Source organism: Pleurocapsa sp. PCC 7319, assembly GCF_000332195.1.
In the GTDB taxonomy this organism is placed as follows: domain Bacteria; phylum Cyanobacteriota; class Cyanobacteriia; order Cyanobacteriales; family Xenococcaceae; genus Waterburya.
On sequence record NZ_KB235922.1, the window covers coordinates 3,217,878 to 3,238,620 of the forward strand.

The 20,743-nt window shown below is 38.7% G+C and carries 28 protein-coding genes and 2 pseudogenes; 17 read left to right on the forward strand and 13 right to left on the reverse strand.

The features are described 5' to 3' along the window. Positions 1-13 precede the first annotated feature (13 nt). The 5 genes from moaB (at position 14) to PLEUR7319_RS35940 (ending at position 3,356) form a co-directional block, all read left to right on the forward strand. On the forward strand, positions 14-532 hold the full coding sequence (gene moaB / locus PLEUR7319_RS0118540; protein ID WP_019506724.1) for a molybdenum cofactor biosynthesis protein B: 519 nt from the start codon (positions 14-16) through the stop codon (positions 530-532). Positions 533-546: 14 nt separating this feature from the next. After that, a complete protein-coding gene (locus PLEUR7319_RS0118545) occupies positions 547-1,437 on the forward strand; it encodes a helix-turn-helix domain-containing protein (RefSeq protein WP_019506725.1) in 891 nt (296 codons plus the stop codon). Between the two features lie 66 nt (positions 1,438-1,503). Continuing rightward, positions 1,504-1,986, forward strand: coding sequence for a GNAT family N-acetyltransferase (locus PLEUR7319_RS38330; RefSeq protein ID WP_019506726.1), 483 nt, complete (start codon positions 1,504-1,506; stop codon positions 1,984-1,986). Positions 1,987-2,050: 64 nt separating this feature from the next. Next, a complete protein-coding gene (locus PLEUR7319_RS0118555) occupies positions 2,051-2,992 on the forward strand; it encodes an alpha/beta fold hydrolase (RefSeq protein ID WP_202804250.1) in 942 nt (313 codons plus the stop codon). 43 nt (positions 2,993-3,035) lie between these two features. After that, complete coding sequence (locus tag PLEUR7319_RS35940; RefSeq protein WP_019506728.1) at positions 3,036-3,356, forward strand: DUF3291 domain-containing protein; 321 nt, start codon at positions 3,036-3,038, stop codon at positions 3,354-3,356. A 49-nt stretch (positions 3,357-3,405) separates the two neighbouring features. Here PLEUR7319_RS35940 and PLEUR7319_RS39550 read toward each other — a convergent pair. The 3 genes and pseudogenes from PLEUR7319_RS39550 to PLEUR7319_RS43180 form a co-directional block, all read right to left on the reverse strand. After that, positions 3,406-3,531, reverse strand: a pseudogene (locus PLEUR7319_RS39550) (metallophosphatase); the annotation flags it as partial. A gap of 73 nt (positions 3,532-3,604) precedes the next feature. Further along, positions 3,605-5,128 (reverse strand): IS66 family transposase, encoded by a 1,524-nt coding sequence (locus PLEUR7319_RS0118570; protein WP_019503244.1) that lies wholly within the window; start codon positions 5,126-5,128, stop codon positions 3,605-3,607. Next, positions 5,116-5,244, reverse strand: coding sequence for a hypothetical protein (locus PLEUR7319_RS43180; RefSeq protein WP_256380646.1), 129 nt, complete (start codon positions 5,242-5,244; stop codon positions 5,116-5,118). Before PLEUR7319_RS43180 ends, PLEUR7319_RS0118570 begins: the two co-directional genes overlap by 13 nt. A gap of 120 nt (positions 5,245-5,364) precedes the next feature. Here PLEUR7319_RS43180 and PLEUR7319_RS0118575 point away from each other — a divergent pair, with 120 nt between their 5' ends. The 3 genes from PLEUR7319_RS0118575 (at position 5,365) to PLEUR7319_RS0118585 (ending at position 8,042) form a co-directional block, all read left to right on the forward strand. Then, positions 5,365-6,387, forward strand: coding sequence for a metal ABC transporter solute-binding protein, Zn/Mn family (locus PLEUR7319_RS0118575; protein ID WP_019506730.1), 1,023 nt, complete (start codon positions 5,365-5,367; stop codon positions 6,385-6,387). A gap of 82 nt (positions 6,388-6,469) precedes the next feature. Continuing rightward, positions 6,470-7,258, forward strand: a complete 789-nt coding sequence (locus PLEUR7319_RS0118580) for a metal ABC transporter ATP-binding protein (protein ID WP_019506731.1) — start codon at positions 6,470-6,472, stop codon at positions 7,256-7,258. Continuing rightward, positions 7,227-8,042, forward strand: coding sequence for a metal ABC transporter permease (locus tag PLEUR7319_RS0118585; RefSeq protein ID WP_026102630.1), 816 nt, complete (start codon positions 7,227-7,229; stop codon positions 8,040-8,042). The genes PLEUR7319_RS0118580 and PLEUR7319_RS0118585 overlap by 32 nt, the downstream gene beginning before the upstream one ends. Here PLEUR7319_RS0118585 and PLEUR7319_RS39555 read toward each other — a convergent pair. Next, entirely contained in the window at positions 8,022-8,210 is a 189-nt protein-coding gene (locus PLEUR7319_RS39555) for a phage integrase N-terminal SAM-like domain-containing protein (RefSeq protein WP_071592930.1), read from the reverse strand. The genes PLEUR7319_RS0118585 and PLEUR7319_RS39555 overlap by 21 nt on opposite strands. Before the next feature lie 522 nt (positions 8,211-8,732). Between PLEUR7319_RS39555 and PLEUR7319_RS0118590 the strand changes: the two genes are divergently transcribed. The 3 genes from PLEUR7319_RS0118590 to PLEUR7319_RS0118600 all read left to right on the forward strand — a co-directional run bounded on the left by PLEUR7319_RS0118590 (position 8,733) and on the right by PLEUR7319_RS0118600 (position 10,440). Continuing rightward, positions 8,733-9,554, forward strand: a complete 822-nt coding sequence (locus tag PLEUR7319_RS0118590; RefSeq protein WP_019506733.1) for a hypothetical protein — start codon at positions 8,733-8,735, stop codon at positions 9,552-9,554. A 251-nt stretch (positions 9,555-9,805) separates the two neighbouring features. Then, positions 9,806-10,093 (forward strand): DUF433 domain-containing protein, encoded by a 288-nt coding sequence (locus tag PLEUR7319_RS0118595; protein WP_019506734.1) that lies wholly within the window; start codon positions 9,806-9,808, stop codon positions 10,091-10,093. An 8-nt stretch (positions 10,094-10,101) separates the two neighbouring features. Beyond that, on the forward strand, positions 10,102-10,440 hold the full coding sequence (locus PLEUR7319_RS0118600) for a DUF5615 family PIN-like protein (RefSeq protein ID WP_026102631.1): 339 nt from the start codon (positions 10,102-10,104) through the stop codon (positions 10,438-10,440). 78 nt (positions 10,441-10,518) lie between these two features. Here the strand turns inward: PLEUR7319_RS0118600 and PLEUR7319_RS0118605 are convergent, their stop codons facing one another. The 7 genes and pseudogenes from PLEUR7319_RS0118605 to PLEUR7319_RS0118635 all read right to left on the reverse strand — a co-directional run bounded on the left by PLEUR7319_RS0118605 (position 10,519) and on the right by PLEUR7319_RS0118635 (position 15,943). Next, on the reverse strand, positions 10,519-10,947 hold the full coding sequence (locus PLEUR7319_RS0118605; RefSeq protein WP_019506736.1) for a type II toxin-antitoxin system VapC family toxin: 429 nt from the start codon (positions 10,945-10,947) through the stop codon (positions 10,519-10,521). Between the two features lie 2 nt (positions 10,948-10,949). After that, complete coding sequence (locus tag PLEUR7319_RS0118610) at positions 10,950-11,237, reverse strand: hypothetical protein (protein WP_019506737.1); 288 nt, start codon at positions 11,235-11,237, stop codon at positions 10,950-10,952. Between the two features lie 100 nt (positions 11,238-11,337). Next, the gene (locus tag PLEUR7319_RS0118615; RefSeq protein ID WP_019506738.1) at positions 11,338-12,426 is read right to left on the reverse strand and encodes a WD40 repeat domain-containing protein; all 1,089 of its coding nucleotides are present in this window, start codon (positions 12,424-12,426) and stop codon (positions 11,338-11,340) included. Further along, positions 12,414-12,911, reverse strand: a pseudogene (locus tag PLEUR7319_RS35945) (GTP-binding protein); the annotation flags it as partial. The pseudogene PLEUR7319_RS35945 and the gene PLEUR7319_RS0118615, both read right to left, overlap by 13 nt. A 68-nt stretch (positions 12,912-12,979) precedes the next feature. Next, on the reverse strand, positions 12,980-13,795 hold the full coding sequence (locus PLEUR7319_RS0118625; protein WP_019506740.1) for a metallophosphoesterase: 816 nt from the start codon (positions 13,793-13,795) through the stop codon (positions 12,980-12,982). Beyond that, the gene (locus PLEUR7319_RS0118630; protein WP_019506741.1) at positions 13,792-14,586 is read right to left on the reverse strand and encodes a GTP-binding protein; all 795 of its coding nucleotides are present in this window, start codon (positions 14,584-14,586) and stop codon (positions 13,792-13,794) included. Before PLEUR7319_RS0118630 ends, PLEUR7319_RS0118625 begins: the two co-directional genes overlap by 4 nt. Positions 14,587-14,773: 187 nt before the next feature. Then, positions 14,774-15,943: a PQQ-binding-like beta-propeller repeat protein gene (locus tag PLEUR7319_RS0118635; RefSeq protein ID WP_019506742.1), complete on the reverse strand. Its 1,170-nt coding sequence runs from the start codon at positions 15,941-15,943 to the stop codon at positions 14,774-14,776. A gap of 288 nt (positions 15,944-16,231) precedes the next feature. Between PLEUR7319_RS0118635 and PLEUR7319_RS0118640 the strand changes: the two genes are divergently transcribed. Together PLEUR7319_RS0118640 and PLEUR7319_RS0118645 are read left to right on the forward strand one after the other, a co-directional pair. Next, entirely contained in the window at positions 16,232-16,441 is a 210-nt protein-coding gene (locus PLEUR7319_RS0118640; protein ID WP_019506743.1) for a type II toxin-antitoxin system HicA family toxin, read from the forward strand. After that, entirely contained in the window at positions 16,431-16,649 is a 219-nt protein-coding gene (locus PLEUR7319_RS0118645; protein WP_019506744.1) for a type II toxin-antitoxin system HicB family antitoxin, read from the forward strand. Before PLEUR7319_RS0118640 ends, PLEUR7319_RS0118645 begins: the two co-directional genes overlap by 11 nt. A gap of 91 nt (positions 16,650-16,740) precedes the next feature. On the opposite strand, the gene PLEUR7319_RS0118650 is transcribed toward PLEUR7319_RS0118645, so the two are convergent. After that, the gene (locus PLEUR7319_RS0118650; RefSeq protein ID WP_019506745.1) at positions 16,741-17,550 is read right to left on the reverse strand and encodes a class I SAM-dependent methyltransferase; all 810 of its coding nucleotides are present in this window, start codon (positions 17,548-17,550) and stop codon (positions 16,741-16,743) included. Between the two features lie 83 nt (positions 17,551-17,633). Between PLEUR7319_RS0118650 and PLEUR7319_RS0118655 the strand changes: the two genes are divergently transcribed. Then, positions 17,634-17,867: a hypothetical protein gene (locus PLEUR7319_RS0118655; protein ID WP_019506746.1), complete on the forward strand. Its 234-nt coding sequence runs from the start codon at positions 17,634-17,636 to the stop codon at positions 17,865-17,867. Between the two features lie 34 nt (positions 17,868-17,901). Here PLEUR7319_RS0118655 and hemB read toward each other — a convergent pair whose 3' ends face one another. Beyond that, positions 17,902-18,891, reverse strand: a complete 990-nt coding sequence (hemB, locus tag PLEUR7319_RS0118660; protein WP_019506747.1) for a porphobilinogen synthase — start codon at positions 18,889-18,891, stop codon at positions 17,902-17,904. Positions 18,892-19,114: 223 nt separating this feature from the next. Between hemB and PLEUR7319_RS0118665 the strand changes: the two genes are divergently transcribed. The 3 genes from PLEUR7319_RS0118665 (at position 19,115) to PLEUR7319_RS0118670 (ending at position 20,586) form a co-directional block, all read left to right on the forward strand. Continuing rightward, complete coding sequence (locus tag PLEUR7319_RS0118665) at positions 19,115-19,714, forward strand: superoxide dismutase (protein WP_019506748.1); 600 nt, start codon at positions 19,115-19,117, stop codon at positions 19,712-19,714. A 320-nt stretch (positions 19,715-20,034) separates the two neighbouring features. Continuing rightward, positions 20,035-20,181 carry a hypothetical protein gene (locus PLEUR7319_RS41365; protein ID WP_158441854.1) on the forward strand — a complete coding sequence of 49 codons (147 nt, stop codon included), beginning with the start codon at positions 20,035-20,037 and terminating at the stop codon, positions 20,179-20,181. A gap of 192 nt (positions 20,182-20,373) precedes the next feature. Further along, positions 20,374-20,586: a hypothetical protein gene (locus tag PLEUR7319_RS0118670; protein WP_019506749.1), complete on the forward strand. Its 213-nt coding sequence runs from the start codon at positions 20,374-20,376 to the stop codon at positions 20,584-20,586. The last annotated feature ends 157 nt before the right edge of the window (positions 20,587-20,743 follow it).

Consider the following 20,743-nt stretch of genomic DNA (forward strand, 5'->3'; position numbering starts at 1 on the left):
TTGTATAACCAATATGAATCAAAATGAATCTTTAATACCTTTAAAAATTGCCGTGCTAACAGTTTCCGATACGCGAACCGAAGTAGATGATAAATCGGGCAAAATATTAGTGGATAACTTAACCACAGCAGGGCATTCTTTAGCAGAAAAAACCATTGTGACCGATAACATTTACCAAATTCGTGCCGTAATATCCAGATGGGTGGCAGATGAATTTGTCCAAGTAATCTTAACTACTGGTGGTACGGGAGTTACAGGACGAGATGGGACTCCAGAAGCCGTTAAACCATTACTAGATAAGGAAATCGAAGGTTTTGGCGAAATATTTCGGATGATTTCCTATCAAGAAATTAAAACCTCTACCATTCAGTCTCGGACTTTGGCTGGCGTGGCTAACGGTACTTATATCTTTTGTCTACCTGGTTCTAGCGGTGCTTGTCAAACAGGATGGAGTATTATCAAAGACCAACTCGATTCTCGCAATCGTCCTTGTAATTTGGCGCAATTGATTCCCAGATTGACAGAGATTTAAAGAAGAATAAATATATGAGCGATCGCACTATTAACCTCAATCAAACAGAAGCTTTTGCTCAGATTTTGCCGACTGCGCCTAACCTATCTAGTTATCAAACTGGCTGGGACGATTTTTTCTTGGCATATTATCAAAAGTATCCTGGTTGTGAATCTCCAAAATCTACTTTTCGGCAGCACGCATTAGAAATTATCGATCCTGGTTTTGCATCTTCACACGAACGTTATTTAGAAGAACAACATCTTTCCTATAATCTCCAGGGAGGGGAAGCCTGCTTCTGTCCAGCTAATACAATTCATTGGACAAAGTGGGATGAACCATTAAGCTTTACAGTGATAACTTTCGAGTTAAATTTATTCGCTCGTATATCGCGACAGATGTATAATTGCGATCGCATCGAATTAAGACCTCAATGGCAAGTATTCGATCCGACCATACAGGGAATTGTCCGAGCCTTAAAAGCAGATTTGGCAGCTAATTGTCCAGCAGGTAGGCTTTATGGAGAATCATTCGGTGCATCTCTTGCGGTTCACCTAGTCAAACATTTTTCTGTTGTTTCTTTAACAAGTAATTATTGTTCAGAAGCTTTCTCTACTAAGAAACAGAAAGAAGTTTTAGATTTTATTGAGGCTTATCTAGACACGGATATTTGCTTGGAAGATTTAGCCAAAATTGTAGGAATCAGTAAATATTATTTCTGTCGTTTATTCAAGCAAGCGATGGGAGTTCCACCCCATCAATATCTTGTCAGACGGAGAATTGAACGAGCTAAGGAATTACTCAAATATTCCGATCTAACAACCGTTGAGATTGCTTTGGAATGTGGATTTGCCCATCAAAGTCATCTTAGTCGTCATTTCAAGCGTATTGTCGGTGTTTCTCCTTACCAGTTTCGCCATAGTTAAGTGGCGTGGCAAAATTAATTTAATTTTAGTTGAGTAAAAGAACAAAATTTTTTTGTACATTTTTTTATGCTGGATAAAAACATTGTTATTAAAAAACTCGATGATAAAAATATCCCGCAGTTTCTTTCTTGGCGAGGTACAGATCGCTATATTTGGCAAATTTTAGAACAAGAGATTGTTTACCACAATAAAGGAACGAATGTTATTTTTATAGCTAAACTAAACGAAACTATAATTGGCACTGCACAGTTTGTTTCCTCTCACTGCGATCGTGAGTTAGCTGATGGCAAAGTAACTGCTTATTTGCAAGCATTGGATGTCAAGCTACAATATCGGCGACAGGGAATTGGGAGTCGTCTTGTTACGTCAGTAAAACGAGAAGCATTGTTTAGAGGTTTTGAACGTCTCAGTGTCATAGTTGAACCTAATAATAATCCAGCACTTAATCTTTATCAAAAGCTTGATTTTAGAGAATTCAAGCGATCTACGGACTGTTGGCAAGGAAAAGAATATCCTGTTATCTGCCTAATAAAAAACATAGTCTGCTAGTTGTGAATAGTTTTTATGCTTCTCGAAAATATGCTTTGGAGAGCAATTACAAGTTAGCAAGAATGTGTTCATCCATTGCAAGCATAGGCAAGAATTGGCTTTTGCTCATCAGTTAATTTCTTTAACAGACAATCGACTCAATGAGAAAAAAGCAATGTTAGATAACCTAAATAGCAGCAAGATTGAATTAAACGGAATTCAATATCATGTTCGAGATTCCCAGCAAGGTCAAGAAACTATACTGTTACTTCACGGTTGGCCAGATGATGGTACAGTTTGGCGCGAGCAAATACCTGCCTTAATGGAAGCTGGATACAGAGTTGTTTGTCCCGATTTACCTGGTTATGGTTTGAGCGAAGTACCTTTAGAAATACAAAGGTGTCAAATAATTAATTTAGTTGAGGATTTAGTAACCTTACTAAAGCAACTTAATCTTAATAAAGTTCATTGCATAGCCCATGATTATGGTGCTGTTTTAGGTTGGGAATTAGCTTCACAAACAAACTTATTAAAAACCTATACTGCGATGTCCGTAGGACATTTAGCGGAATTTTTGACCATATCTTTTGAAACTTTACAAGTTCAATGGCTTTACTTTCTCAATATTCAAGACATTGCACCCCAACTGTATCGTGCTAATAATGGTTACTTATTCCGTGAAGTTTTACGCTCTCACCCTGATCGCGATCGCCTGGTCGAAAATGCTTTAAAACCAGGTATCTTGGAGAATATGGAAAAATTAGAAAGAGCGAATCCCGTTCCCGAATATCTCTTAGCTGCTTTAAATAAACAATTACCCGAACCAAGTCCTATTAATGTTCCAACTTTGGGTATTTGGAGTGAAAAAGACGATTTTCTTTGGGAGTCACAAATGAGCAATTCGGGTAAATATATTTTGTCAGACTGGGAGTATATTCGTATCGAACAAGCAGGACACTGGTTTATGCTCGAACAACCAGACAAGACCAATCAATTGCTTTTGAGTTGGCTACAGAAATACTCCTAACTTTTAATTGAATTACAACCAGGACTTTGTAAAATATTTAACAATGATTGCCTCAACCACTAAATACACTCTCAAAGAGTTTCCTGCTTTTTTGATGTTTGCGATTTTATCCTTAAAATCAATAAATCAAGCTTACAATTCTCAAGGTTTGGTTGCTATTAAAATTCGGGTGAGGGATCTGAGAACTTTATCCGTGTGGGAAACTATGGAAGATATGAAAGCTTTTCGTAATTCCAAAGCCCATCTTAAAGCTATGCAAGATTCCGATAAGCTAGGTTCTAATCAATCCTTTACCTGGGAGACAGAACATATTCCCAGTTGGTCAGAAGCAATAGCACGAATTAATGAAAAACTGACTGTTTGAACAAAAATTGCGATCGCTTCACTATAGTAGAGATTCTTTTGCTTTTTTTTTAATTACCAAAACCCTTTTTACTGCCATAGTAGACTGTCTTAAACTCCAGGCGATCGCTATAGGGGCTATAAAGGGTATAAGTAGCCTTTCCTGGTTCTCTGCCGACATTTCCCACCCCGACAACGTAACCGTTCATTCCCCCTCCAAAAAAGCAAGGGAAATTTAGGACACTGGAGATTCCTACCACTGTCCATTAATTAATTGCCAACAGGAAATGGTGGTGGACCAATTCCTTGTCTAGCCAAAGCCAAAACCTCCGCGATTGTTATCCAAGGATTAATATCTCTCAGACGACAGGTTTCAATCACGCTCAACAAAGAACTGTAAGCCAAACTTCCCTCGCGGGTGCGAGTGCCAAATCCAATCTGTCGGGCAATCACAGCATGACGTAATGCCCTTTCAGCCTCATTATTGGTGGGTGGTAATTCAGGATGATGAACCAAAGCGATTACGGCATCCCAATCATTGAAAATCTCTTTGGCTAAGGCTTGTAACTTAGTATGGTCAGCCTTTTTTCCTAGATGACAAACTCTTCTGAGGCCAGCGATTCGTTTACGAATCAGACGATTATCTTCACTTCCTTGCGCAATCAATTCAATCAATTCTTTGAGGTCATCTAAAATCCATTGTCCGATTTGAGCAGCTTTTTGATTAATTGCTCCTGTTATGGCAATGGCTTTACGAATCAAGTGAGCTAAACACCTTTGTCTTTTTGGATAAGAACGATAGGCAGCATAACCATCACTGATGAGCCACCCGATAAAAGCTTCTGTGACTAGATAGGATAATTCTTCTTTCCGACGAGAGCCGATATGAAATACGGCGGTTTTGGTGGTCACAGCAACCCATAACCAATGCAGTTTTCCACTCTCATACCAATGAGTTTCGTCTAAATGTAGAATATCTGCTTGTTGCAGTTGTTCAACTAACTCCTCGACTACTGGCACACAAGCAATTCCAGTCTCTCGGATACATCGATCTATTGTTCCGATACTCAATTTAGTATTGGTCCAATCATTTAAAAACTCTTGAATTTTCGTACGACTCATTCGGTAGCGAACGCTCAAGGAAGCGATGAAAGTTGCGAGGAATGCTCCTACTAAAACATACTCTGTCAGTTGTAAATCTTTGCTTCTTCCTTCTACTACAGAAACCAACCCTGTTCCTGGTTGGGCATGGGTGCAATGACCACAACTGCAAGTTGTCCGATAGTAGTGATGTAATTGAGTGACGATCCTCAACCCAAATAATTCTGGTTCTAGTTCCAGGACATAATATCCCATATACCTAAAGGACTCAGATTCGCTTAAATCATGATTACAAGCGGTACATTTATGGGGATAGTGTGGAATGATTACTTCCGCCTTCAGAGGTTGCTGACGACCAAAACCTTTTCCTCCTGGTTGTTTTCCTGGCTTCCTCTTTGATTTTTGCTTCTTTTCTGGTTCTGAAGATTCATCTCTTTTATCCAACTCAGTTTGTCCCAACTCGGTTTCAGATTCTGAACCTGGGTTTGATTCTTCTGTGGTTACTTTTAAACCGTAAGGATTATCTTTTGATGGTGGCTGAGAACTATTTTCTGAACTCTGCTGTTGCTTTTCCCATAAATCTGTGGCTAATTGATGTAGATTTTTGGCTACTTCTACCAATCTCTCTTTTTCGAGAGACTTGAAGTAGTCTTCGTTCATCTGTACCAAGTCATTTTTATCTAATTGAGCCATGTTTTTAACATACACCACAAAGGTGGAGTTGGCTTATTTTTGACTGGGGGGAAATGAACGGTTACTGCTTCGTAAGCTGCGATATTTCCTTCAATTCCGCTTATAATTGCCCACATCTATCTGCGTGTTTTTAAGAATGATAATTATTTTTATATTGCCACAAACACTTTTTATGTTTTATAGCTTATGATAATGATTATCATTATTTCACACAGATGTTCATTGATAGTCATAAGATGTCTTTTCATTTATTCAAAACTTCACGACAGGCGTGGAAGAAGCTCCTTAGACAGGAGCATTTCCGCCTGTCTAAAATCAAGTTCTTAAAACGCTCTCTAATTTCCAGCATCGCTTGTTTAGGTGCGATTGGGCTATGCCCACGCTTCGCGATCGCTTTAAGTACAACAACCACAGCCCAAAACAATTCCAGTCCCAAGATTGTCTCAACTTTCTTACCCATTCATCTGTTTACTCAAGCTGTAGTAGGAGATACAGGGGAAGTAGAGATTTTAATTTCTCCTGGTATGGAAGTTCACGACTACCAAGCCACCCCAGACGATGCCAAACTACTGGCTACAGCAGATGTATTAGTAGAAAACGGGTTGGGTATCGAAGAGTTTTTATCGGCTTTAGTAACCAATGCAGGTAATTCCCAACTTCAGCAAATTGATTCCAGTAAGGGAATAGAGGTCATAGAAGAGGAACATGAGGAACACGAACACGAAGAGGAGGAACACGGACACCACCACGAAGAAGGAAATCCTCACGTTTGGTTAGATCCTGTTATGGCACAACAACAGGTAGCTAATATTAGAGATGGTTTAATCGCGATCGATCCGAGTAACGCAGATAGCTATCGTACCAATGCAGATGCTTATATTCAGCAACTACAACAACTAGACAATGAATTTCAACAAAGATTAGCACCAGTCGCAGGTTGCAATTTTATAACTTTTCACGATGCTTTCCCCTATTTAGCCCAACGTTACGGACTGCAACAAGAAGCAATAGTAGAGATTCCCGAAGATAGTATTACTCCTAAAGATATTCAACGAGTCCAACAAGCAGCCGAACAATATCAGGTTAAAGCTTTACTCACCGAACCTGGAATTGAAGATAAACGTATCCAGCAAATATCTAGTGACTTAAATCTACCCCTAGAAGCGATCGACCCACTAGAGTCGGGAGAAACCGATCCGCAATATTATTTTCAAGCTATGCGGGGGAATTTAGAGGCATTAGAAAGAGCGTGCCAATAATCAGTTATCAGTCAACAGTTATCAGTTATCAGTTTTTTGTTCTTGGCTATTTTTCTCTACTTGAATCAATTTAGTAAATTTGATGTACCAAAATTTATCTGTTATCCAACCCATAGTTACAGTTAAAGATTTATCGGTGGTGCGTGGGGAATATTTAGCGGTAGATAATGTTTCTTTTGAATTATTGCCAGGTACTCATACGGCGATTATCGGTCCAAACGGTGCGGGGAAGAGTACCTTGATTAAATCTATTTTAGGCTTGGTTGAGGCGCGATCGGGTGAAATTAGGTTATTTAATTCTACTGGTAAACAATCAAAGCGATTTAAACAGAAAATTGGCTACATTCCGCAAAAGTTTTCCTTTGATCGCACTTTTCCGTTAACGGTATCGGAATTAGTGGGTTTGGGCTTAAATAGAAAACAGTGGTGGTACTCTAGTAAAGGTCAACGAGAGAGGATTTACCAAGCTCTAGAACAGGTTCATTTAACCAAACAAGCCCAACAAAAAATCGGTACTCTTAGCGGAGGAGAATTAAAACGAGTCTTACTGGCTTATTGTTTAGTCGTTCCCCGTCGTCTTTTAGTTCTCGATGAAGCCTTAGCAGGGGTAGATGCTACGGGAGAAATGGAATTTGCAGCTTTACTCAATCATCTCAAACAAGAACACAACTGGACGATTTTGGAAGTTTCCCACGATTTAGATTTAGTTAGTAAGTATTGTGACTCGGTAATCTGTTTGAACCGTCGGTTACTGTATCAAGGTTCGCCCTCAACCACTCTTACACCCGAAAATCTCTTACAAATATACGGTTCTTTAGTTAGTCCTACCTGTCATCATCATGAACCTAGCAGACGTACTGAGTCTTTTTAGTTTACCCTTTATGCAACGGGCGGTGCTAGGTGGTGTACTGCTTGGTATTTTAGGTGGAATTTTGGGCAGCTTTTTAATTTTGCGTCGTCTCTCGTTGTTTGGGGATACGGTGGGACATTCGGCAATGCTAGGAGTAGTTTTAGCTGCGTTGTTAGAACTTCCTGCTACTTGGACGTTAATTGGTTTTACTGTCGCTTTTGGTTTGGGGGTAATTTATTTAATTGACAGAACCGATTTGGGTAGCGATACGGTTTTATGCATTTCCCTATCGGGTTCGATCGCTTTAGGTACAATTGGCTTTAGTTATTTAAAAGGATATCGGGGTAATTTATTATCGATTTTATTTGGGGATATTTTAGCTATTAGTAATACCGATTTGATTTTATTATTATTACTCTTAGCCGTAACTTTAGCTTGGATAATTATTAGTTTACCAGAACAAATATTACTTACCCTAAACAGCGATTTAGCCCTAGTTAAAGGTGTACCCGTTCGCAGTCATCGCTATTTTTTTATTGTTCTTTTGGCAATTACTATCGCCCTCACTATTCGGGCAGTCGGTATCTTGTTAGTTAATGGTTTTCTAGTCATTCCTGCTGCTTCTGCCAGATTAATTTGTCAGCAGTTTGTCCCGTTTTTAACCACTGCTGCGGGGATAGGTGCGACCAGTGGAGTAATGGGCATGGTCATTTCTGGGGCGATCGATTTGCCTAGTGGTCCGAGTATTGTTTTGGTTCAGTTATTTGGGTTTTTAGCAGTGGCTTTATGGTGTCGGCAGGGTTGAAAAATCTTCAATTTCTCTTCCGCCCATTTCTTTGGGATGCTGTTTATTATGAAATATTGTGTAGCGTTTAATCCAGTTAACGTAGCTTTCGTCAGTTATGTAAGAATAATGCTTCAGACGAATAACATCACTAACTTGTTCGAGGAGTTTCTTCAGGGGTTTTTCCACGGAATGATAGCCAGAAAAATTCTTGATATTATGATTACTTAGTATGATAGTTAAAAAATTTCTCGATATCACCGACGAATATATCGAAAGTTTTTTGATATCATGCTATGTAGGGTAAATATACAAAAAGTTTCTCAAATTTATCCTCTACAGGGTGGATATCCAGAAAGTTTCTGTATAATAAATAGGGCTTGCTGAATAAGTCAAAACTATTTATTTATATATGTTTCAAGACTTTTTCTTCAATTAAAGTGCAAGGTTGTTTGATAAAGGAAGGTTCTTTTTCTGGCACTTAGCGCAATAAAATGCTCTATTTCCTTAAAAGCTAAGAGCTAAAAGCTAAGAGCTAAGAGCTTTTAAACAGATATCTTATCAAATCCAAGTTTTTCAGCAAGCCCTAAATAGTTATGCCGCTTCGTAGCAATGGGCAGAAGTGCAGTCAAAGTGAGTGGCGGAACGTTCCATGCTTGGCAAGAATAGCCTCGAAGAGCAACACAGGAAATTATGGTTAACATTCTATAGATGGCGTTTGGAATGGGAACAATGCTAACTGGTGTCGATCATCTTGTAATTCGATGCTCTAACCCGATCGATTTAATCGATACGGTTAGGACAGAACTTGATGTTCCAATTCTGATTCCCGCTCGTGAGTATGACGATTTTTGCAGCGGAATTGTACGACTGGGCAATCTTGATATTGAGTTTCTACGGCTTGGAACAGAAAATATTCCTATACCTTACTTCTATGGCATTTCTTTTGCTTCAGCCGAAGGGATTTGGAACACGGCTAGTTGGTTAAAAACGTTGCAGATTCCGCATACGCTGCCGATCCATACCTCGATCGTGCGCGACGGTAGACAATGGGGTTGGAGCACGATTCTCCTGGATGGTTTTCTTGATAACCCAATTCCTGCGCCTTACTCTGTAGGTGTGCTCTCAGGTGATGGGCTAATTGCAAGAGGAGCTTCAGCTTTCTCCACAACGCTCATGAAAGTTCCGGTAATGCGACGGTTGATGTCAAGCAAAGGGGGCGACTCAATGTGTCTTATTTGCCATTATGACCAGGATCTATCTTGCCTTCGTTCAAGGGCGACCCAAACATTAGCTGCAAGTGGAGGCGGAAAGAACCAAATTTCTAAGGTTGCTTCCATTGTGATTGAAGCGAGTCATACACTAACTGCATGGGAGCAAATACTACCAACAAGACAGAGTGATAGTCCCAGGCTAGATATCCAACCCGGTGTTGCAAATCGAATTCGAGAGGTTGTGATTAAAACTAAGTCCTCAGTTCCAATTTCTTCAATGTATTTCGGAGATGCTGCGTTTTCGTTTCAAGTGCAATAGTGGCATCACAATTCGCTTGAAGCGGACGTGCAAAGTCTCTTCGTCTACCGTTTCAGTTTTTTCGTCGCCGCTCAAGCAAACCGTTAAGGAAAAAAGTGCAATCTTATTAAGTTAAGGAATTTATAAAAAACTCGTTTTGGGCGATCGCCTGAGATTTTCAAGCAGTTACATAGTGCGATCGCCATTGCCTTAACCATAAAACCTGCTGATAAACTGAATACAATACCAATTATCATAAACAAACAACTTTTATGTCTGCTACAGCCTTGTCTCGTTATGTAGCTCGAAATCCTGAGATTTTAAGTGGAGAACCAATTATTAAAGGTACTAGGACATCTGTACGTGCTATTGTTGGCTTGTGGCGTTTAGGCATAATGCCAGAAGAAATTTTGCATCATCTACCCCATCTCACTTTGGCACAAGTGTTCGATGCTTTAAGTTTTTATTTGGATAATCAGACAGAAATAAATGAATATATCGAGCGCAATCGAGTTCCTGATGATTTAGTTCATCCTGCGGTGAAAGCTTCCTTCAGTTAATTTAAGCTATGCCAGCAGCACTTTACACAGATGAGGATATGTCCGCTTTGGTTGCTACCCTTCTAGAATCTCGTGGTTTAGATGTTACCACTGTTCCCGAACAAGCAACTTTGGGTAAGAGCGATCGCGAACAACTGAAAATTGCTAGTTCTTTGAGTCGATGTCTCGTAACTCATAACCGTGTTGACTTCGAGAGATTGCATCTTCAATATATCGATGAGAATAAACAACATTTTGGAATTATTATTGTTTTCCAGAAAAATGCCTACGAAGTCGCGAAGCGTATTGGTATTTTAGTAAGCGCGTTGACAGTTGAGGAAATTAATAATCAATTATTGTATGCCTAATTGTTTTGTTGTAAGGCGATCGCCCAAAATTTTAAAGCAGATACATAATGCGATCGCATTAATTATTAAAACAAACAATTAATCTACCCAATTATCTAACTGTAAATTTGGAACTTGGGAAAAATCCTTATAATTTCGCGTTACTACTGTGGCATTTTGCATCAGCGCAATAGAAGCAATACGCAAATCTTTTTCTAATCTCTTTTTAGCTAAGTTACGATTATTTTGTCGTAAATTGTTATAGCAAGCTTCAGCATCGCGATCGAAGTTTAAAATAGTTATTATTTTAAAAAATTCTGTAGTTTGCCACAGTTTAGTATAAAGATTATTCAAGTTATTTGCTTGTCGAGGGTTGTTTAATTTTCCATTCCAACCATTAAATAATTCTTGGACAGTGATTATTGTAATTGCTGTATTGTCAGAATGTTCGGCAACTTGAGCTATTACAGATTTATTGCCAGCTAAGAACAGTGAAATATGGTCAGTATCGAGAATCCATAAAGTCATATTTAACTGTTATTTTCTCGTTCTGCTCTTATTTCTGACATAATTTCTTGAAAATCAGAGTCATTTTCAAAAATACCAGCAAATTTCATTAGAGAATTTCCATTAGTTTTTTTGGGTACTGAAATCTGAATGATCTCAGCTTTTGCTAAACGTTTATGTAGTAGCTCTCGAACTTTTTCAATTGCGCCTTGTTTGGTTTTATCTGTAGTTTGAAGATTGGGAACTTCTAGAACAGTAGCTACAGTAAGACCATCATCTCGACTTTCTAGTAAAATATTCCAATTATCCACAATTTTTATTTACTTTAGCTATATTGCGTTTAATTCTATTGTATCTAGTCTGCTTAAAAACTAAGAGCCAAAATAATTAATCGCACATCCCCAAGTTAAATCAACCAAAACCCTTCCCTCTTTTGGACTCAGACCAAATAATTAGCTCCCCATCCTGACCCCCAGCAGCCAACTGTTTGCCATCCTGACTCCAAGCTAAACAGGAAAAACCACCCTTAGCACCTTCTAATATTTGCCCTACTTGTTTGGCTTTTGTCCACAAGCACAACCAACCATCATCCGCAGCAGAAGCCAGTAATAAATTATGGGGATGGAACAGTAGGGCTTGGACTTTTCGCTCGTGCAAATCTAAAACACGGGCATTCCAACCATCTTTATCATCAACTTCTTTTTTCCAGACGGCAATGCCTTCTATACTCGATGCTGCTAACAAAGGTGCATTGCTCGATCCTCTTTGCGACCAAGTTAGATTGGAAATCTTACCAGGAAAACCCCGCATCATCCAAGGATGAGGACTGCCGTATTCTAAAACGGTAATGGTATTGTCAAAATTACCAGAGGCAATATATTTACTGTCCCCAGACCAAGCCGTAACAATACTAGCTGAGGGCATATCAATCAGATAGGGGTCATCATCCCAATCTATAGTAGACCATACTTTGACTCCTCCATTCCCTGCGATCGCAATACTTTCCCCATTCGGTCGCCAAGCTAAATCTAGAACAGAAGAGTTAGCAAAGGGCAGAGTAGTTATAACTGTTTGAGCATCGGCATCCCAGATTTGCACGTAACGCCCTAAACTAAAGGCTAAGTGGTTACAAGCAGGACTCCAAGCTAGTTTATCGACCCATGAGGGCGCATTATCTAGAGTAGCGATTAAATCTGGAGATCCCCCTCTTATCCCCCGAATTTCGGGGGAAGCCATAGACCAAACTCTAACCTTGCCATCCTGTCCACCAGCAGCTAAAAACTTGCCATCCGAGGAAAAAGCCAAACAGTCAACCGATACTAAACCCGCAGATAATAAACTAACTAGGTTGCCATCTTGCCATACAACCACTTCCCCCGCAGCCGAACTAGCAGCTAATAGACCATTGGACGACCAGGCTACTGCGGTAACGTATTCTGAGAGACTACCCTGCCAGTGCGGTTGAAATAAGACTTTTTTCTTCGCACCTACACCATACATTGTTTAAAGTCCTCTCTCAGTTGTGCCTCATCCAGATTGCGACCGATAAACACCAATTCATTCTTACGGGTTTCTCCTTCTTTCCAAGGGCGGTCTGGTCTACCATCCAGTAGCATATGTACTCCCTGAAAGACAAAGCGATCGCTTTCTCCTGCAACATTTAAAATGCCTTTCATGCGGAAGATATCTACCCCTTTAGTTTGTAGTAGGTTACTCAACCAGTTATTTAGTTTTTGTCCGTCTAGTTCTCCAGATTCTACTATGGCAAAGGATTTTACCGTCTCGTCGTGTTCATGGGCATCTTCGTTTAAAAATTCGGGGTCGATTTCTAAAGCACGGTCTAAATCGAATGCCTGTACTCCTAATAAAGCATCCATTCCTAGTTCAGAATTTTGGGTACGATAAATTTTTGCCATCCCGTTCATGGCTTTGATTTTACTTTCTAATTCTTCTAACTCTTCGGGAGTCACGAGATCGGTTTTATTGAACGGTTTTTAATCTAAAAATTAGCCTGGGAAATTATTAGATCTAGAGAATCGACCTTGATAGTAATTTACCTCTCGCAAACATGAGTCGGATCGTCCGCTTTTTCGGCAAATTCTAAACCCCTAGCCAAACGCCAAGCAAAAATCGGCGGTAAACCAGCATCTAAAATAGCAGCGCAGGTTGTTTGATAGTCATACTCCACTTCCCGCAAGTTTACTGCTTCTGTCTCCGTATCATAAATGACATAGGTAGCATTGGGACGACCATGACGGGGTTCGCCTACCGAACCGACATTGATAATTCGTTTCAGGGGAGTGTTAAAACTAACAACAGGTTGTTCTTTTTTATTAGGTTGACGAACTTTAACCTGTAATTGTCCAGAATCTAGGGTGCGAACATAGGGAACGTGGGTATGTCCGCAAAATAAGATATCTGCATCGCTGGAGAGGACTCTTTCTAAAGCAGTAAAAGCATCCATTTCGGGTAACAAATATTCGTGGTTGCTACTAGGGCTACCATGTACGAAACAGAGATTATCTTCTTTATAGGTATGGGGTAATTGAGCTAGATATTCCCTAACTTCGGGTTTTACTTGTTTATTTGTCCATTCATGGGCGATTTTGCCTCTTTTTTCTGCTAACAGGGAAGGATAACTACAGTCACAGGCATTTAATCCTTCGACAACATCTTCATCCCAACATCCTTGTACGGTGGGAATATCTAAAGAACGAATTTGTTCTACTACCTCATTGGGATCAGGACCATAACCCACTAAATCCCCCAGACAATAAATCTTTTCGGCTTTTTGGTGATCGATATCCAGTAAAACTGCATCTAAAGCTGCATAATTACCATGAATACAGGACATTACTGCTATTTTCATACTACTTCTAATTCAGTTGCTAAAGACTCTTTTACTTGTTGTTGGTAATAATTAATTGCCGATTCGGGAACACAGCAATCTCGGACAGTTTGGGCAATTTCAGCCTTATCTAAATTACTACCCACGATTTCAAAACCACTCTTGCGATTTGGTTTACCATTTAACCAACGGGGTAAATTTAAAGGTTTAAACTCAAGTTCGGATTTTCCTAACTTAAAGTCACCATGATAAATTAGTCCGTCTTCTAAATCGAAGATTCCCTTTGCCCGAACCACCTCACCATAAGCACCTTGGGTAAGTTCTAGCCAAAACGTAGCCAGACTGTCAAAATCTAAAATTTCCCCTGTCAAACGAGCGCATTCCCTTGCGTCTTGCGCCGACGCGGGGTCGCTCGTCAAAACTCCCCGATGAATCTGTAAGGCAGTAGTTGGCTTGGTGATGCGATCTCCTGGAATAATTTCATCCGCCCAAGTCTTTAATTCTGCACTATCTGTATCGTCAGGGATTATGGCTACTCGATGAGAATTAAAAGTTTGCAGTAAAGGTTCAATTCCTGCTAAATCCAAATACCACGGAATTTCAACATAAGTAGTGGTTTTGTCTAATTCCGCTTCTTCTCCTGTCTGATAAAGCTTTAGTTGGGGATATTCACTTTGGAGGTATGTGGCATCAATAGGTATGGAATCGGTTTGCGGACTGAAATAACCTACAGGTTTATCGATTTGGGCTATTTGTTGATGAATCCAGTGGGTTTTACCCGCACCTGGGGGACTGGCGATCGCGATAATCATGGAATGACATTTTGATAACGATTATCATTATATCCAAAACTCGAAATTGTATTGTTAGAGAATTTGAACTAAAGCGATCGCTTTTCTACTGTTTAGTAGTTGCATTATGGAAAATAGCGATAAATTTATTGGCGATCGAGGAAACGAATAAAAACTATAAATTTTGTTTTTATTATTCTTTTTTTGTTTAATGCAGAGCATAAAGATATCCATTTTTACATCCGACGTATATTGCACCTGCATAAATTATTGGAGTTAAGAATTTTTCGGTACTAAATGTAGCTCCTGTTAGTTTAGACAAAATTCCCTCTCCCAGTTTACCAATCAAAAACTGTGGCTCTAAAATTAGGTTTTCAGGCAAAGGAGTTGTAAATTGCCAAAGTTCTTTTCTTGTATTTGCATCTAATGCTTGCAAAAATCCTTGACCTCCGATATAAATCGTGTCTCTTGCCATAATTGGACTAGAAAGATATTTCACATCACCTGTTTGAAATGTCCATTGTATTTTTCCTGTTTCAATATCTAAGGCATAAAAGGAAGTATTAGAACCACAAACATATATAGCTTTTTCGGTAATTACAGGTGCATATAGGCATCTACTTTTATCTTTGAACGTCCAAAGTAGTTCTCCTGTTTGAAGATTTAGAGAATGGAGAGTATTATCACTACTGATAATGTAGACTGACTGATTAGCAATCGCTGGAAAAGAAGGGTAAAAAGGTTTTAAACCACCAATTTCATATTGCCATTTTTGTTGTCCTGTTGATAGTTCTATGGCATACAAATAACCATCACCACTTGCAACATAAATAATGTCATCTTTCAGCGCGGGTGGAGTAAGTGGCATATTTTTAGTAGTTTTAAAACTCGATACCAATTCTGCCGAAGAAATATTAATACCATAAAGATAACCATCTGTACCTCCAACATAAACTACTCCTTTTGATACCACAGGAGATGAAGTTACAGAACCATACATTAAAGATGTTGGTTGAAATTCTAATTTAAATTGCCATAATTTTTGCCCAGTTTTTAAATCTATAGCTCTAAAATATTGATCTGTTTTAGCTTCATTGAAATTAAGGCTACTGATATAAACAATTCCATCATAGATTACTGGGTTAGAGAAAAACTTTTCTCCTAATTGATGTTGCCACAATTCTATTCCAGTTTCAGAATCTAATCCATACAAATTGCGCTCGGAATTTCCAACACAAACTACGCTCTCCGAAACACATAAGCAGAAATACCAAGTTAAAGAATCAGGAGATTTTCGAGACTGCCACTTTAATCCATTTAGTTGGCGAACTTCAGGCGTATCATAAACTCCCGTTCTTTGAAAATTAGCTCGAAACATAATTTTGGGTTAAGTCTAACGAATTTGAAATGACCGATGGCATGGATGTTGGCATACTCTGAAATGCCGTGACCAGGTATGAATTCCTAAAATTGTTTGCTTCTTATCAAACCAACATAAACTAAAGAAGTAAAATAATACTTACTCTCAATAGTATGACCCTCCATGACCAGTATAAACCTTGACAATTTAAGTAAAGATAATCGCGATCGCTTAAAGCAAAGAGCAGCAATTCATGGGCGATCGCTATAATGTGTTGAAGTTAAATAAATTTAGGAAATCAGCAATTTGCCTAAGAAAATTCGTGAGTTAAAAGCAATATTGTTGAAGGCAGGATTTGAGCTAATGCCAAAACGAGGTAAAGGCAGCCATGCCATATATCAATATCCAGGGACTACAATAAGAGTAAACTTACCTGGAAAAGATGGATCGGATGCCAAAGCATATTCAGAAAAGCAGGTAAAACAAGCTATTGAAAGAGCCAATAATGAATCATAAGTATCAAATTACAATCGCTTGGAGTCAAGAAAATGAATGTTATTTAGCTTATCTTCCTGATTTCGCTGATGAAATTATGCAGCCTGTGACTCATGGAGATACTTATCAATCGGCTTTGCAAAATGGTTTGGATGTAATGGAAGAATTAATTTTACAGTTTCAAGCAGAAAATAAATCATTACCAGTAGTTAAGTTAGTTTCAGCTTGATTTTCTTGAATAGTGATCGCTCTACCCTTCCAATTTTACAAATAAGATCGCACTGCTTTCCAACTTCTATGTAAATTACAAACGGAGTCGGCTAAACATTTAAAGATGCCAAGATACTAAAGAGCATGGGAATTTTGTTCATGTTTTTTGGAAGCAAATACCTCTCTTCTTGCTTTGTCAAAAAAGGATATCTTTCATAATGGATATAAGGATACTCTTGAAAATGTTCTATTTTCAATCCCGAAGTAATTAAACTTCTGACTATTTCTCCTATGTCATGTGACCATTGATAAGTTGTCGGATTTGCTAATCGACCACAACCTATATAGCTAGTAGTGCAAATACATTCTTCAGGAATCGGATCGTGAAAATATTGCCCAGCAAGCTTGAGTTTGTTGTCTTCATAAGATAACAAATCGAGAAAAGGATGATGATCTATCAATAAAAGTTGTCCTTTATTTTTAAGATACTTAGCAGCATTAGTAAAAACTTGGCGTAAGTCATTCAGCCAACAAAGAACACCATATGTCATGAATACAATATCAAACTTATTGTCTAGGCTATCTAAATGACTATTGATATCGCCTAAAATAAATTCAATGTTTGTTATGTTTAACATTGCTGCATATTCATGAGCATAGTTTAGAGATTCTTTGCTGAAATCTACTGCTGTGACATTAGCCCCTTTTAAAGCTAGAGAAATTGAATCCAAGCCATTATGACACATTAGATGAAGAACTTTTTTGCCTTTAATATCTCCTAAAAGATTTATCTCTATTTCTTTAAGAGTACTTTGTCCATTTCTTAGTTTTGCTAGTAAATTTCCAACCTCAGAAGAATCATGATGGCATTTTGCTCTATCGTTCCAATTAGCATTATTTGCATCCGTGTATATTTGCATATGTTTGTAATAGATTACAAGTATAATTTGATTTATAAAATGGAAATTACTAAATAAATTAAATTAATATTGTATTGCCAATTATGACTAGTATAAATCTTAATAATTTGAGTAAAGATAATCGCGATCGCTTAAAGCAAAGAGCAGCAATTTATGGGCGATCGCTTGAATCGGAGCTAGATTCAATTCTAACGAGTGCTTTTGACAAAAAAATCCCAGAAAATTCTCTTAAAGAATTACTACTTGCGATGCCTGATGTGGGCGAGGATGAGGATTTTAATCGTATTAGAGATAATGCTAGAGAAGTTTCGCTGTGACCAGATACTTACTCGATATAAACGTTATCTATACCTATTTCAACATCAAAGCTACTTGCTTGGCAAAATAAGTCAAAATCAAATCTGCCCCCGCCCGTTTCATACTGGTTAGAGTTTCTAAAACTACTTTCTTTTCATCGATCCAACCTTGTTGGGCAGCAGCTTTCACCATCGCATATTCCCCACTGACGTTATAAGCAGCAACGGGTAAGTTGGTATATTCCTTAATGCGACGAATAATATCTAGATAAGCTAAAGCTGGTTTGACCATTACCATGTCCGCCCCTTCAGCAATATCCAAAGCCACTTCTTTAATTGCTTCTTGGCTGTTGGCAGGATTCATTTGATAGGTTTTTTTATCGCCAAATTGGGGGGCGGATTCTAAAGCATCGCGGAAAGGTCCATAATAAGCTGAAGCGTATTTAGCCGAATAAGCTAGGATACCGACATCGAAATAACCAGCAGCATCTAAACCCTTACGGATTACTCCCACTCTACCATCCATCATATCGGAAGGGGCTACTATATCTGCTCCTGCTTCAGCTTGAGAGACTGCTTGTTTTACTAGCACTTCTACCGTTTCGTCGTTAATGATTTTGCCATCTTTGACTATGCCATCATGACCGTAGGTAGAAAAAGGATCGAGTGCCACGTCAGTAATAACGGTTATTTCAGGTACTTCTTGTTTAATCGCTTTTATCGTGCGCTGTACTAAACCATCGGGGTTATAGCTTTCTGTTCCTGCGTTATCTTTCTTGTCATTGGAAATCAGAGGAAATAGGGCGATCGCATTTATTCCTAAATTAGCAGCATCGGCTATTTCTTTCAGCAGTAAATCGAGAGAATAACGATAGATTTCTGGCATCGAAGCAATCTCTTCTTGTTGGTTTTCCCCCTCCATGACAAAGACGGGATAAATCAAATCGTTAACGGTTAATTGATTTTCTCGCACCATACGACGTAAAGATGGAGTGCGACGGAGACGACGAGGGCGATTAGTTAAATTTTGATTAGTAGAAGTCATAGCGTGCGATCGCGTAATTTGAGATTGAAAGATTGATTAAGTTAATTTTATAATGATAATCGTTATCAAAAAAATAGATTTTGGGAATGACTATACTAATCCCAAATAAATTCCCAACCATAGTGCGATCGCACTTTTGCAAGAAAGTTGGATTGTTAACAGACAGCTATTTAACCAATATCTTGTCACAATAATTTTTAGAGCAAGAGGAGAACTTAATACAATGGCTTACGAATTACCATCCCTACCTTACGATTACACCGCTTTAGAACCAGCAATTTCTAAAAGCACCCTAGAATTTCATCATGATAAACATCACGCTGCCTATGTCAATAAGTACAACGATGGAGTGCAAGGAACGGAATTAGATAGTAAACCGATTGAAGAAGTGATTAAAGCGATCACTGGAGATGATAGTAAAACAGGATTATTTAATAATGCTGCTCAGGCTTGGAATCACAGTTTTTATTGGCAGTGCATGAAACCTAGCGGTGGTGGCACTCCTACGGGAGAACTAGCTAAAAAAATCGATGCGGATTTTGGTAGCTTTGATAAATTTGTCGAAGCTTTTAAAAATGCAGGGGCAACTCAGTTTGGTAGTGGTTGGGCTTGGCTAGTACTTGATGGCGACACCCTCAAGGTGACAAAAACATTGAATGCGGATAATCCCATAGCTAGCGGACAAGTACCCCTGTTAACTATGGATGTTTGGGAACACGCTTACTATCTTGATTATCAAAACAAACGTCCTGCTTATATTGATGATTTCTTGGGTAAATTGGTTAACTGGGATTTTGTTGCTCAAAATCTAGCTGCTGCCTGAAAATCGTAGTAGATCTATTTGTGACGAGCTAATTTATTTGCTCGTAAGTAAATTCGAGACCCCGCGTCGGCGTAAGACGTTTACCCAGGAGCGTTATCTGGGCAAGGGAACGCTCGAATTAAAGTAACAAGTAGCAAGTAGCAAGTAACAAGTAGCAAGTAGCAAGTAGCAAGTAGCAAGTAGCAAGTAGCAAGTAGCAAGTCCTAAAGGATACCGCTTCGCATATAGCAAGTGTCCTAAGATAACTGCTTATTGCTACAAATTACCGACGGATATCAAAATATCCGTTGTTACTAATTAAACATTGAATCTAGAAAACCGTGACTAAACTACAACCTTCTCGACGGCATAATATTCCCCAATGGCAATCCCATAAAATGAGACAACTAATTATCGATCGCTGGCAAGAGATTTGGACAGTAGTAGAGGCGAGAAATAAAACTAACAAAACCTCTTCGCTGTCATAAAAGCGGTATTGGTGAATCAAGGTATGAAAGTTAGATTCGTTTGCTCGATCCACATTTCTTAAAAGCTAATGGCTAATGGCTAATAGCTAATAGCTACGAACCAAAACACTTTATAGGTCATACATTAAATCACCAACGTCATAAAAGCGATCGCCTTATTTAACACTGCAAAATATTTTTTGAGTACTAACCATGCACCCCAATTATCCTCAGATTATTCTCTCGTTTGTTTATCGTGGTTGCAAAGTGCAAATAGATCGCGATGAAGTAGATAGATTTTGTAGTTATGCCGCTTGGGTCAACCACGATGGAGGTTGTGCGGTGGCTGTCCCCAGTGCAATTACTACGATAGATGCAATTCGGCGAGCTAAATGCTGGATCGATCGCAAGTATCAATCTATTTAAGCGAAATCAAATAATCTAAAATTGCTTTTGTAATACCATTGATTAAACTCGATGTAAAGCAGTATACGGTTTTTGTTTAATAATGTAACCTTAATAAAAATATGTTTACAATAGACTTAACGTTTTCAATCTAATTGCACGATAAATTATTGGAAGA